The organism is Streptomyces sp. NBC_01257 (assembly GCF_035917255.1).
GTDB lineage: Bacteria > Actinomycetota > Actinomycetes > Streptomycetales > Streptomycetaceae > Streptomyces.
In genome coordinates, this window is sequence record NZ_CP108472.1 from 2376678 (window position 1) to 2389837 (window position 13160).

10 protein-coding genes are annotated in these 13160 nt (G+C 70.9%); 1 reads left to right on the forward strand and 9 read right to left on the reverse strand.

The annotated features are described in order from the left end of the window. Positions 1 to 23: 23 nt before the first annotated feature. The 7 genes from gap to OG408_RS10000 all read right to left on the reverse strand — a co-directional run bounded on the left by gap (position 24) and on the right by OG408_RS10000 (position 7984). The gene (gene gap, locus OG408_RS09970) at positions 24 to 1034 is read right to left on the reverse strand and encodes a type I glyceraldehyde-3-phosphate dehydrogenase (RefSeq protein WP_219573458.1); all 1011 of its coding nucleotides are present in this window, start codon (positions 1032 to 1034) and stop codon (positions 24 to 26) included. Between the two features lie 258 nt (positions 1035 to 1292). Further along, complete coding sequence (gene whiA / locus OG408_RS09975; RefSeq protein ID WP_024494235.1) at positions 1293 to 2282, reverse strand: DNA-binding protein WhiA; 990 nt, start codon at positions 2280 to 2282, stop codon at positions 1293 to 1295. Continuing rightward, on the reverse strand, positions 2273 to 3307 hold the full coding sequence (locus tag OG408_RS09980) for a gluconeogenesis factor YvcK family protein (protein WP_266777440.1): 1035 nt from the start codon (positions 3305 to 3307) through the stop codon (positions 2273 to 2275). Before OG408_RS09980 ends, whiA begins: the two co-directional genes overlap by 10 nt. Then, complete coding sequence (gene rapZ, locus OG408_RS09985) at positions 3304 to 4284, reverse strand: RNase adapter RapZ (protein ID WP_266777442.1); 981 nt, start codon at positions 4282 to 4284, stop codon at positions 3304 to 3306. The genes OG408_RS09980 and rapZ overlap by 4 nt, the downstream gene beginning before the upstream one ends. Next, a complete protein-coding gene (uvrC, locus tag OG408_RS09990) occupies positions 4281 to 6335 on the reverse strand; it encodes an excinuclease ABC subunit UvrC (protein WP_266777444.1) in 2055 nt (684 codons plus the stop codon). The genes rapZ and uvrC overlap by 4 nt, the downstream gene beginning before the upstream one ends. A gap of 124 nt (positions 6336 to 6459) precedes the next feature. Beyond that, on the reverse strand, positions 6460 to 7362 hold the full coding sequence (locus OG408_RS09995; RefSeq protein ID WP_266777446.1) for a hypothetical protein: 903 nt from the start codon (positions 7360 to 7362) through the stop codon (positions 6460 to 6462). Between the two features lie 4 nt (positions 7363 to 7366). Then, entirely contained in the window at positions 7367 to 7984 is a 618-nt protein-coding gene (locus tag OG408_RS10000; protein ID WP_326669432.1) for a papain-like cysteine protease family protein, read from the reverse strand. A 226-nt stretch (positions 7985 to 8210) separates the two neighbouring features. Here OG408_RS10000 and OG408_RS10005 point away from each other — a divergent pair, with 226 nt between their 5' ends. Beyond that, entirely contained in the window at positions 8211 to 9137 is a 927-nt protein-coding gene (locus tag OG408_RS10005) for a hypothetical protein (protein WP_266777450.1), read from the forward strand. Positions 9138 to 9213: 76 nt separating this feature from the next. On the opposite strand, the gene OG408_RS10010 is transcribed toward OG408_RS10005, so the two are convergent. Further along, a complete protein-coding gene (locus OG408_RS10010; protein WP_266777452.1) occupies positions 9214 to 9642 on the reverse strand; it encodes a Rieske (2Fe-2S) protein in 429 nt (142 codons plus the stop codon). Positions 9643 to 9920: 278 nt separating this feature from the next. After that, a complete protein-coding gene (uvrA, locus tag OG408_RS10015; protein ID WP_326669435.1) occupies positions 9921 to 12992 on the reverse strand; it encodes an excinuclease ABC subunit UvrA in 3072 nt (1023 codons plus the stop codon). Between the last annotated feature and the right edge of the window lie 168 nt (positions 12993 to 13160).

Sequence of the window (13160 nt, forward strand, 5' to 3'; positions counted from 1 at the left end):
CGAGGTGCCTGCCGATCCGAGGATCAGAGCTGGCCGCCGACGAAGACGGTCAGGTCGACGAGGCGGTTGGAGTAACCCCACTCGTTGTCGTACCAGCCGAGGATCTTCACCGTGTTGCCCTCCTGGACCATGGTCAGGGAGGAGTCGAAGGTGCAGGACGACGGGTCGCTGACGATGTCCGAGGAAACGATCGGGTCCTCGGTGTACGTCAGGAAGCCCTTGAGGTCGCCGTCGTCGGACGCCTTCTTGAACGCGGCGTTGACCTCGTCCTTGGTGACCTCGCGCTGCAGGGTCACGACGAGGTCGGTGGCGGAACCGGTCGGGACCGGGACGCGCATCGCGATGCCGTCGAGCTTGCCCTTGAGCTGCGGCAGGACCAGGGCGGTGGCCTTGGCGGCACCCGTCGTGGTCGGAATGATGTTCTCCGCGGCGGCGCGGGCGCGACGCAGGTCGGAGTGCGGGAAGTCCAGGATGCGCTGGTCGTTGGTGTACGCGTGGACCGTCGTCATCAGGCCCTTGACGATGCCGAAGTTCTCGTCGAGAACCTTGGCCATCGGCGCCACACAGTTGGTGGTGCAGGAGGCGTTGGAGATGACGTGGTGGTTGGCCGCGTCGTACTTGTCCTGGTTGACGCCCATCACGATGGTGATGTCCTCGTCCTTGGCCGGAGCCGAGATGAGGACCTTCTTGGCGCCACCCGCGATGTGCTTGGCTGCGTCGGCCTTCTTGGTGAAGATGCCGGTCGACTCGATGACGATGTCGACGCCCAGCTCACCCCACGGGATGTCCGCCGGGTTGCGCTCCGAGAGCACCTTGATGGTGTGACCGTCGACGGTGATGGTGTCGGCGGTGTGGCTCACCTCTGCCTTGAGACGACCCAGAATGGTGTCGTACTTCAGCAGGTGGGCCGTGGTCGCAGTGTCACCCAGGTCGTTGACAGCCACGATCTCGATGTCCGCACCCTGCTCCAGCAGCGCGCGGAAGTAGTTACGACCGATGCGGCCAAAGCCGTTGATGCCTACGCGGATCGTCACGAACCGATCTCCTCGTTAGGTACGCCGGTTTTCGACGCCGGCGAGTTGTATGGGATGTCCCCGACCGCCTCCGACCCTACCTCTCCGAAGCCGCCGGGGTGACATCGAGAGGGGCCGTACGCACGGCGGAGGCCCGTACTCCCCAGTAGGAGTACGGGCCTCCGGTTGTCCGGCCGCCCCCGCTGCGACGATTACGCAGCGTCAACACCCGCGGGTGCACGGGGTGTTCCCGCCGCGGCTGACCGGCGGGGGTGCGGATCAGCCGACCAGGCCGTCGGCCAGCTCTTCGCTGAGAGTGGACTCCGTGCTCGGGATGCCGAGGTCCTGGGCCCGCTTGTCGGCCATCGCGAGGAGCCGGCGGATGCGTCCGGCGACGGCGTCCTTGGTCAGCGGCGGGTCGGCGAGCGCGCCCAGCTCCTCCAGGGAGGCCTGCTTGTGCTCCATGCGCAGCCGTCCGGCCGCCGCGAGGTGCTCGGGGACCTCCTCGCCGAGGATCTCCAGCGCGCGCCCCACCCGGGCGCCCGCGGCCACGGCGGCGCGGGCCGAGCGGCGGAGGTTCGCGTCGTCGAAGTTGGCGAGCCGGTTGGCCGTGGCGCGGACCTCGCGCCGCATCCGGCGCTCCTCCCAGGCCAGCACCGACTCATGGGCGCCGAGCCGGGTCAGCAGGGCGCCGATCGCGTCGCCGTCCCGGACGACGACCCGGTCCACGCCGCGCACCTCGCGGGCCTTGGCCGCGATGGACAGCCTGCGGGCGGCGCCGACCAGCGCGAGCGCGGCCTCCGGGCCCGGGCAGGTCACCTCCAGCGAGGAGGAGCGTCCCGGCTCGGTCAGCGAGCCGTGGGCCAGGAAGGCGCCGCGCCAGGCCGCCTCGGCGTCGCAGGTGGCCCCCGAGACCACCTGCGGGGGCAGACCGCGGATGGGACGGCCGCGGCCGTCCACCAGGCCGGTCTGGCGGGCCAGCTGGTCGCCGCCCGCCACCACGCGCACGACGTAGCGCGAGCCGCGCCGCAGTCCGCCGGGCGCCATCACGATCAGCTCCGAGCTGTGCCCGAAGATCTCGAGGATGTCGCGCTTCAGCCGGCGCGCCGCCATCGCGGTGTCCAGCTCCGCCTCGATCACAATCCGGCCGCTCACCAGGTGCAGCCCACCCGCGAACCGAAGAATCGCCGAGACTTCTGCCTTCCTGCAGCAGGTCCGGGTTACGGGAAGCCGAGAGATTTCGTCCTTCACCGCTGGCGTCATCGCCATGGGCCGATCCTTCCATGCATCCGAAAAATACGGTCGTACGCGGCGGCCAACAGCTCCGGATCATGAATCGGAACGCCGTCGGGTGAGGCCACGGGCGCCAGCTCGACCGCGGCGCCGAGCCGTTTTGCGGCATCGGCGAGGGACTCGCGGTCGGGCACGGCGGCCTCGTCGGCCAGCACCACGTCCAGGGCGAGTTTAGGGGCGTGTCGTCCCAAAACCTCCAAATGACGCTGCGGAGAGAAGCCATCTGTTTCACCGGGTTGCGGTGCGAGGTTCAGCGAGAGGACCTTGCGGGCCTTCGTTTCGATCAGCGCGTCCAGCAGATCGGGGACGAGCAGATGCGGGATGACCGAGGAGAACCAGGACCCGGGGCCGAGCACCACCCAGTCCGCGTCCAGCACCGCCGCGACCGCCTCGGGGACGGCCGGCGGGTCGTGCGGGACGACGTGCACGGACTGGACCTCGCCCGGGGTGAGCGCCACGGTCGCCTGGCCGCGCACCGTGTCCACCTGGTCCGGACGGTCCGGGTCGTGGCCCTTCACGAGCGCCTGGAGCTCCAGCGGCACGGCGGACATCGGCAGCACCCGGCCGTGCGCGCCGAGGAGCTTGCCGACCAGGTCGAGGGCCTGGACGTGATCACCGAGCTGCTCCCACAGGGCGACGATCAGCAGATTGCCGACCGCGTGCTCGTGCAGGTCGCCCTTGGACTGGAAGCGGTGCTGGATGACCTGGGACCAGGTCCGGCCCCACTCGTCGTCGCCGCACAGGGCGGCGAGCGCCTTGCGCAGGTCGCCGGGCGGCAGGACGCCCAGCTCCTCGCGGAGCCGGCCGCTGGAGCCGCCGTCGTCGGCGACGGTGACCACCGCGGTCAGGTCGCCGGTGATCCGCCGCAGGGCGGTGAGGGAGGCGGACAGGCCCATGCCGCCGCCGAGCGCGACGACCTTGGGCTGTGCGCCGCCGCGCATGCGGCCGGACAGCGGGGTGCCCCTGCGCAGCCGGCGCAGACGCATGTTGCGACTGGTCACTCGCGCCCCATGTCCCGGTGTACGAGCACGGTCTCGATCCCCTCCGTGGCGAGCCGGGCCGCCAGCTTCTCCGACATGGCCACGGAACGGTGCTTGCCGCCCGTGCAGCCGACGGCGATGGTCACGTAGCGCTTGCCCTCGCGGCGGTAGCCGGCGGCGATGAGCTGGAGCAGTTCCGTGTACTGGTTGAGGAACTCCTTGGCGCCCGGCTGGTCGAACACGTAGTCGGAGACCTCCTCGTTGAGCCCGGTGAAGGGGCGCAGCTCGGGGACCCAGTGCGGGTTGGGCAGGAAGCGGCAGTCCACCACCAGGTCGGCGTCGACCGGAAGGCCGTACTTGAAGCCGAAGGACATCACCGTGGCGCGGAGCTCCGGCTCCTCGTCGCCCGCGAACTGGGCGTCCATCTTGGCGCGCAGTTCGTGCACGTTGAGGCTGGAGGTGTCGATGACCAGGTCGGCGTCGCCGCGCAGCTCGCGCAGCAGGTCGCGCTCGGCGGCGATGCCGTCGACGATGCGGCCGTCGCCCTGGAGGGGGTGCGGGCGGCGGACCGACTCGAAGCGGCGGACCAGCGCGTCGTCGGAGGACTCCAGGAAGACGATGCGCCGGGTGACGCCCTTGGCCTCCAGGTCGGCGAGGGACTCGCGCAGGTTGTCGAAGAAGCGGCGGCCCCGGACGTCGACGACGACGGCGATGCGTGCCACATTGCCCTGCGAGCGGGCGCCGAGCTCCACCATGGTGGGGATCAGCGCGGGCGGCAGGTTGTCGACGACGAACCAGCCGAGGTCCTCCAGACACTTGGCGGCCGTGCTGCGCCCGGCTCCCGACATGCCGGAGATGATCACCAGCTCGGGGATGGCCACCGTGCTGTCGCCCGTCTCGATCGAGGTGCCCGTACTCACGTGTGCTGCTCCGTCTGCTCGGTCTGTGCGGTCGTGCCCGTGTTCAGGTTCGCGTTCGGTCATGTCGTGCTCGGTCATGTCGTGCTGCCCCCGTCGTCCTCTTCAATGATCTCTCCTGTCGCCGTGTTCACGGCGGGCGTGGCCGGGGCGGCCGCGGCGAGGGCGACAGCCACTGATTCCGCCGTCCTGCGGCCTATTCCCGGAACCTCGCAGATCTCTTCGATTGTCGCCTGCTTCAGCTTCTTGACGGAGCCGAAATGCTTGATCAGCGCCTGTTTCCGGGTCTCGCCGAGGCCGGCGACCGCGTCCAGGGGGCTGGAGCGGATGCGCTTGGCGCGCTTGGCGCGCTGGTAGGTGATGGCGAAGCGGTGCGCCTCGTCACGGACGCGCTGGAGGAGGTAGAGGCCCTCGCTGGAGCGGGGCAGGACCACCGGGTCGTCGTCGTCGGGCAGCCAGACCTCCTCCAGGCGCTTGGCGAGGCCGCAGACCGCGATGTCGTCGATCCCCAGCTCGTCCAGGGCGCGCTTGGCCGCGGCGACCTGCGGCTGCCCGCCGTCGACGACGAGGAGCTGCGGCGGGTAGGCGAACCGCTTGGGCCGCCCGTCGTCCTCCCGGGGCTCGGTGGCGCCGTCGGCGGCGGGACCGGGATCGGCCGGTACGGGGCCGGAGGCGGCGGGGCCCGCGGGGGCGGGGGCCTGTGCGGCGTCCTCCTCCCACTCCCCCGTCCGTTCCTTCTCCTGGAGGTAGCGGCGGAAGCGCCGGCTGATCACCTCGTGCATCGAGCGGACGTCGTCCTGTCCCTCGAAGCCCTTGATCTGGAAGCGGCGGTACTCCCCCTTGCGGGCCAGACCGTCCTCGAAGACCACCATCGACGCCACCACGTCGTCACCCTGGAGGTGGGAGATGTCGAAGCACTCGATCCGCAGCGGGGCCGTGTCGAGGCCGAGCGCCTCGGCGATCTCCTCCAGGGCCCGGGAGCGGGTGGTGAGGTCGGAGGCGCGCTTGGTCTTGTGCAGTCCCAGGGCCTGCTGGGCGTTGCGCTGGACCGTGGCCATCAGGTCCTTCTTGTCGCCGCGCTGCGGGATGCGCAGGCTGACCTGGGAGCCCCGGCGGCCGGCCAGCCACTGGGAGACGGCGTCGGGGTCCTCGGGGAGGGCCGGGACGAGGACCTCCTTGGGGACCGAGTCGCCGGTCTCCTCGCCGTAGAGCTGCTGGAGCGCGTGCTCGACGAGGCCGGACGTGTCGACGTTCTCCACCTTGTCGGTCACCCAGCCGCGCTGGCCGCGCACCCGCCCGCCGCGGACGTGGAAGATCTGGACGGCGGCCTCCAGCTCGTCCTCCGCGACGGCGATCAGGTCGGCGTCGGTGGCGTCGGCGAGGACGACGGCGCTCTTCTCCATGGCGCGCCTGAGCGCCTCCACGTCGTCGCGCAGGCGGGCCGCGCGCTCGTACTCCATCTCCTCGGCCGCCGCCATCATGTCCTTCTCCAGGCGGCGGATGTACGTGCCGGTGCGGCCGGCCATGAAGTCGCAGAAGTCGTCCGCGAGTTCGCGGTGCTCCTCGGGGGTGACCCGGCCGACGCAGGGGGCCGAGCACTTGCCGATGTAGCCGAGGAGGCACGGACGGCCGGTCCTGGCGGCGTTCTTGAAGACGCCCGCGGAGCACGTGCGGACGGGGAAGACCCGGAGCATCAGGTCGACCGTCTCGCGGATCGCCCAGGCGTGCCCGTACGGACCGAAGTAGCGCACGCCCTTCTTCTTGGCTCCGCGCATCACCTGGACGCGCGGGAACTCCTCGTTGAGCGTGACCGCGAGATACGGATAGCTCTTGTCGTCGCGGTACTTGACGTTGAACCGGGGGTCGAACTCCTTGATCCAGGAGTACTCGAGCTGGAGCGCCTCGACCTCCGTGGAGACGACCGTCCACTCCACCGACGCGGCGGTGGTCACCATCGTGCGCGTGCGCGGATGGAGGCCGGACAGGTCCTGGAAGTAGTTGGCCAGGCGCTGGCGCAGGCTCTTCGCCTTCCCGACGTAGATCACCCGGCGGTGTTCGTCGCGGAATTTGTAGACCCCCGGGGAGTCGGGGATCTGTCCCGGCTTGGGGCGGTAGCTGGAGGGGTCTGCCATGCCTCCCACCCTACTGGCGGGCAGTGACAGCACGGGTGCCCGTGAGCGGCGCCGCGCTCCGGGACACGGGGTGGGGTCCCGTGTCCCGGAGCACGGGGTCATCGGGTCCGAAGGGCCTTCGCGGTCACCGGGTCCTGTTGCGGCCCCGGCGGCGCCGGGCGGTGATGCCGCAGAGGACGAGTACGGCGACGGCGCCCAGCGCCGCCGCCATGGAGGCCGCGCTCATGGCGGTGTCCGCGGTGGTGCCCGCGACCGCGTCCGCCGCGATGGCGGGCCCGGACCCTCCACCGGCGGGTTTCGCGCCCGAGGGCCCGTAGCCGCCCGCCCGGCCCTCGCGGGCGTAGCCGGAACCGGGGAGCTTGTCCGCGTACGCGGCCCGTACCCGGGTGCGGTAGGCGGCCAGCGTGGTGCCGTCCTTGCCGACGGCACGGACGGCGTCCGTGTCCAGCGGGAGCACCCGGCCGCCCTTCTGGACGTACCAGGCGTCGATCTGCGGTTCCCGGAAGACGATGCCGCCGGGCAGCTTGCGGGCACCGGCCGCCGTGTACCGGGCCTCGTCGTCGCCGGTGGCGATGTTCACCACCTGCCAGCTCCCGTCCTTGCCCGGTTCGGGAAGCGTCCAGAGGGACGCCTTCTGCCCGTCCGAGGAGACCGCCGTACTGGCGAGGTAATCCAGTGCGGCGACGGACGCCCCGGGGTCGCCCGCGACGAAGTCCGCGGACAGGGTGCGCACGGGCACGGCCCCGCCCTCGATCCGCGGTGCGGCGGCCGCCCTGCTGACGGCGCCCTCACGGGCGAAGAAGCGGGACAGCGTGTCCAGGGTCGTGGTGTCGGTGGCCGCCTCGTGGGCCGCCGCCAGGGCCGCGGGGGTGGCCGAGGGACCGGTGGCGGCGGCCGCCTGCGGGGCCGCGGTGAGCAGGGCGGCGCCTGCCAGCACGCCGCTCGCGGCGAGGGCCGCGGCGAAGGGACGCGCGCCGCGTGCGGTACGGGCGCCGGTGCGGGCCGGGGAACGGGTGGTGGAGGTCATGCCGTCACGCCCCGATCCGGTAGAGCGAGTGGGTCCAGGAGAACTCGCTGTTGTTCACGTACCAGGCGTGCGAGGCCCAGTTGTAGCGGTTGCTGGAGGGCCAGGGATCGCCCCAGTAGACCCAGCTGTTCGCGTCGTCGTACCCGTACAGGACGTGCATGTGCCCGCCGCCCGAGGACCACTGGATGCGGGTCTCCACCGGTCGTCCGGCGGCTATCTCGGCCTGCACGGTCGGGTAGCGCAGCCAGCCGGTGACGTACGAGCCGGGGTTGATGCCGGCCCAGTTCAGACCGTCCTGGACGTTGCCGAGCGAGGCCTGCGAGTTGGGGCACTCGTAGCCCTGGGTCCGGCCGAAGGCCGCGTTGCAGAACTGGTTCTGGGTGTAGTTCCGGCCGAACCAGGTGGCGATGGTGTTGCCGGCGGCGGCCCAGCACCAGTTCGTCTTCTGCTGCGCCTGCATGCTGATGTTCAGCCGCTGGGTGGCGGCAAGGGTGTCGGACGCCGCGGTGGCGGCGTGGTACTGGTCGGCGGCGGTGGCGGTCGCCGTGGGTGCGGCGAGCAGTACGGCGGCGAGTACGGCCGTCACCGACAGCCGGCCCGGCCGGATTCTTCGGTTGCGCATGGCGTTCCTCCCGGGGCGGGGGGTGGGGGATCCAAGAAGCGCGTCCGGACGCTGCGAGGAGCATCAACCGTTGTCCGGAACGGGTCAACACGCTTCAATGCGGGGGAACATCGCGGTGTGAACGCCGGTGGCGGGAGTGTGAACACTCCCCCCTGGCCACCTGCGGCCCCACCCCCGTCGACGCGGCCCGGCCGTCGCCCGCCGTGAACGTTCACCTGGAGGACCCATGCAGCACACCGAGGCCGAACTGGCGCAGGTGCTGCACACCGGCCCGTTCCACCTGGCCCTGCGCACGGCGCTCTCGGTACGCGGGCTGCCGCTGCAGCGGGTGCAGCACCATCTGGCGCACCGGGGGGTCAAGGTCGGCGTGACCAGCCTCAGTTACTGGCAGCAGGGCGCCCGGCGCCCGCAGCGCCCGGAGTCCCTGCGGGCCGTGAGGGCACTGGAGGAGGTACTGGAGCTGCCGGGGAACTCCCTGCTCGGGCTGCTGGGGGCCGACGGGTCCCGCGGTGACGCCGACCGCCCGCCGGCCCGCTCCTACCGCTCCCTGGTGGAGGCGTCCGGTGCGGTGGAGCGGCTGCTCGCCGCGATGGAGTCACCCACGGACGGCGGGCTGCACACGGTGGGGCATCAGGAGCGGGTACGGATCGGGCCCGGCCGTCAGATGCAGGACCGGAGCTCGCAGCACGTCGTGCGCGCCCACCGCGACGGCATCGACCGCTATCTCGCCGTGTACCGCGGCGATCCGGGCTGCGATCCGGCGCGGGTCGGGGTGAGCGCCCGGGAGAACTGCCGGACGGGCCGGGTCCGCTGGGACGCGGCGGCGGGGGTGCTGGTCGCCGAGCTGCTCTTCGACACCCGGCTGCGTGCGGGCGAGACGTACCTCTTCGGCTACGGCTTCGAGGACGGTACGGGCGGGCCCTGCGGCGAGTACGTCCGCGGTTTCAGCTTCGGTGGCGGGCAGTACGTGCTGCAGGTCCGGTTCGACGAGGAGGCCCTGCCGGTACGGTGCCGGCGATTCGCCCAGGTCTCCGCGGGGGCGCCGCGCGGGGGCCGGGCCGATCTCACGCTCACCGGCCGGCACCGGACCGTTCACCTGGTGGAACAGGGGGTACGGCCCGGCCTGGTCGGCATCGACTGGGACTGGGGGTGACGCGGGCCCGCGCACCGTCCGCTCGGCACGGCGCCGGCGGGCCGGTCGGCCGTCGGGTCAGGCGCTCGGCGCCGGATCAGGCGTCGGGGCCGGCGATCAGCTTTCCGCCCTCGACCCTGACCGGGACGGAGGGCAGCGGGACGGTCGCGGGGCCGTGCACGGCCTTGCCGGTCGTGGTGTCGAAGACGCTGCCGTGGCAGGGGCAGTGCCCCTCGTTGTTCTCGACCTTGTTCAGCAGGCAGCCCGCGTGGGTGCACTGGGCGCTGAACGCCTTGTACTGCCCCTTGGCCGGGCAGCTGACGATGACGCGCTGCTCGCTGTAGAGCTTGGACTCACCGACCGTCACCTCGTCCGGGGCGCCGAGCTCGACGGGTGCGGTGGGGGTCGGCGTCTCGGCGTGCCCGAGCTTCGAGTCGGTCGAGCAGGCGGCCACTCCGAGCCCGGCGACGCCCGCGAGAGCGGCGCCCTTCAGCACGGTACGGCGGGCGGCGGGCTGGCCGGACATGCGGTCTCCACGGGTCAGAGGGGCAGAGGTGCCAGGGCTGTCCGGGGCGCCTGGGGCGGCAGGGGCAGCGGTGACGTATCCGACGATACCGGCGGAGACGGACGCCCTCGCGCGCGGGCCGGTCGCACACGCTCGCGCCTGGTCCGCACGGGTGCAGGACAGCTGGTCAGCCCGGGTGCAGGACACGGTGACGGCCGAGGCGGCGGCCCCTCGGAAGGGGTCGCCGCCTCGGAGCGGGTATCGGGCCGGGCCGCCGGGGAGGGGCGCCGGCCGTCCCCTCAGGCCTTGCGCGCGCGGGTCACCTTCTTGGCCGCGGGCTTCTTCGCCGCAGCCGTACCCGCCTTCGCCGTCGCTGCCTTCGCCGTCGCTGCCTTCGCCGTCTTCGTCGCCGCGGCCTTCGCCGTGGCCGTCTTCCTGGCGGGGGCCGACTTCGCGGCGACGGCCTTCTTGGCCGCCGTCTTCCGGGCGGGCTTGCGCGCCGAGGGCACGGCGGCCTCGCTCACCCGGTCCGCGTCCAGGATGCCCTGGAGGAACTTTCCGGTGTGGCTTGCGGGGACACCCGCCACGAACTCCGGAGTGCCCTCGGCGATGACCAGTCCACCGCCGTTGCCCCCCTCGGGTCCCATGTCGATGACCCAGTCGGCGGTCTTGACGACATCGAGGTTGTGCTCGATGACGATCACCGAGTTGCCCTTGTCGACCAGGCCGGAGAGCACCTTGATCAGCTTGGAGATGTCCTCGAAGTGCAGACCGGTGGTCGGCTCGTCCAGCACATAGACCGTGCGTCCCGTCGAGCGCTTCTGGAGTTCGCTGGCCAGCTTCACGCGCTGGGCCTCGCCGCCGGAGAGCGTCGGCGCGGACTGCCCGAGCCTGACGTATCCGAGACCGACCTCGTTGAGCGTCCGCAGGTGACGGGCGATGGTCGGGACGGCCTCGAAGAAGTCCAGGCCCTCCTCGATCGGCATGTCCAGCACCTCGGCGATGGACTTGCCCTTGTAGTGGACCTCCAGGGTCTCCCGGTTGTAGCGCGCTCCGTGGCAGACCTCGCACGGGACGTACACGTCCGGCAGGAAGTTCATCTCGATCTTGATGGTGCCGTCGCCGGAGCAGTTCTCGCAGCGGCCGCCCTTGACGTTGAAGGAGAACCGGCCCGGCAGATAGCCGCGGACCTTGGCCTCCATCGTCTCCGCGAACAGCCGGCGGACGTGGTCGAAGACACCGGTGTACGTGGCCGGGTTGGACCGGGGTGTGCGGCCGATGGGCGACTGGTCGACGTGCACCACCTTGTCGACGAGGTCGTCGCCGTCGACCCGGGTGTGGCGGCCGGGCACCGACTTGGCGCCGTTCAGCTCGCGGGCCAGGTGGGTGTAGAGGATGTCGTTGACCAGGGTCGACTTGCCGGAGCCGGAGACGCCGGTCACGGCGGTCAGCACCCCGAGCGGGAAGGACACGTCGATGTCCTGGAGGTTGTTCTCCCGGGCGCCGTGGACCGTGAGCAGCCGCGCGGGGTCGACGGGACGCCTGATCTCGGGCATCTCGATCGACCGCTTGCCGGTCAGATACTGACCGGTGATCGACTTGTCGTTGGCCAGCAGCTCCTTGAGCGATCCGGAGTGGACCACCTTACCGCCGTGCTCGCCGGCGCCGGGGCCGATGTCGACGACCCAGTCGGCGACCTTGATGGTGTCCTCGTCGTGCTCGACGACGATGAGCGTGTTGCCCATGTCGCGGAGCCGGACCAGGGTCTCGATCAGCCGGTGGTTGTCGCGCTGGTGCAGGCCGATGGACGGCTCGTCCAGCACGTAGAGCACGCCGACCAGGCCGGAGCCGATCTGGGTGGCGAGCCGGATGCGCTGGGCCTCGCCGCCGGACAGGGTGCCCGCCGCGCGGTTCAGCGACAGATAGTCCAGGCCCACGTCGACCAGGAACTTCAGCCGCTCGTTGACCTCCTTGAGCACCCGCTCGGCGATCTTCTTGTCGCGGGCGTTCAGCTTCATCCGGCCGAGGAACTCGGCGCACTCGCTGATCGACATCGCGGCGACCTGGGCGATGGACTTCTCCATCACGGTGACCGCGAGGACGATCGGCTTGAGGCGGGTGCCCTCACAGGTGGGGCAGGGCACCTCGCGCATGTAGCCCTCGAAGCGCTCCCGGCTGGAGTCGCTCTCCGCCTCGGAGTGCCGCCTCTTGACGAACTGCACCGCACCTTCGAAGGAGGGCGTGGTGTAGGCGCGCTCGCGCCCGTAACGGTTGCGGTAGCGGACCTCGGTCTGGATCTTGTGCCCGAACAGCAGCGCCTTCTTGGCGCGCTGCGGCAGCCCGGCCCAGGGGATGTCCGTACGGAATCCGAGGGCTTCGGCCAGGGCGTTGATCTGGCGGCCGAAGTACTCCTTGGTGTGGCCGTGCGACCAGGGGTGGATCGCGCCCTCGTCGAGGGACTTCTCCTCGTCCGGGACGATCAGCTCGGGGTCGACCTCCATCCGCGTGCCGATGCCCGTGCAGTCGGGGCAGGCGCCGAAGGGGGAGTTGAAGGAGAAGGAGCGCGGCTCCAGCTCCTCGAAGGAGAGGTCGTCGTACGGGCAGTAGAGGTGCTCGGAGTACATCCGCTCGCGCTCGGGGTCGTCCTCGGGGAGGTCGACGAAGTCGAGCACGACCATGCCGCCGGAGAGGCCGAGCGCGGTCTCGACCGAGTCGGTCAGCCGGCGCTTGGCGCTGTCCTTCACCGTGAGGCGGTCGATGACCACCTCGATGGTGTGCTTCTCCTGCTTCTTGAGCGTGGGCGGCTCGGAGAGCTGGATGGTCGCGCCGTCGACCCTGGCCCTGCTGTACCCCTTGGTCTGGAGGTCGGCGAAGAGGTCCACGAACTCGCCCTTGCGCTCGCGCACCAGCGGCGAGAGCACCTGGAAGCGGCTGCCCTCGGGCAGGCCGAGGACCTTGTCCACGATGGCCTGCGGCGACTGGCGCGAGATCGGACGGCCGCACTCGGGGCAGTGCGGCTTGCCGATCCTGGCGAAGAGCAGCCGGAGGTAGTCGTAGACCTCGGTGATCGTGCCGACCGTCGAGCGCGGGTTGCGCGAGGTCGACTTCTGGTCGATGGAGACAGCGGGCGACAGGCCCTCGATGAAGTCGACGTCCGGCTTGTCCATCTGGCCGAGGAACTGCCGGGCGTACGAGGAGAGTGACTCCACGTAGCGCCGCTGGCCCTCGGCGAAGATCGTGTCGAACGCGAGCGACGACTTGCCCGACCCGGAGAGCCCGGTGAAGACGATGAGGGAGTCGCGGGGGAGGTCGAGCGAGACGTTCTTGAGGTTGTGCTCGCGAGCGCCACGGACGATGAGACGGTCGGCCACGCCGGTCCGCACCTTTCTAGAGAGAAGCGGGGGAACTGAGCCCCTGTCCCAGGGTATGGGGGGTGCCACAGCGGTGTACGAAGCTTTCGGCTTCGAGCGTATAGCACGCGCATTCGATTTACGGACGGCTGATGACTCCTTCACCCGAATGAGTGGCGGGGCTAGGCT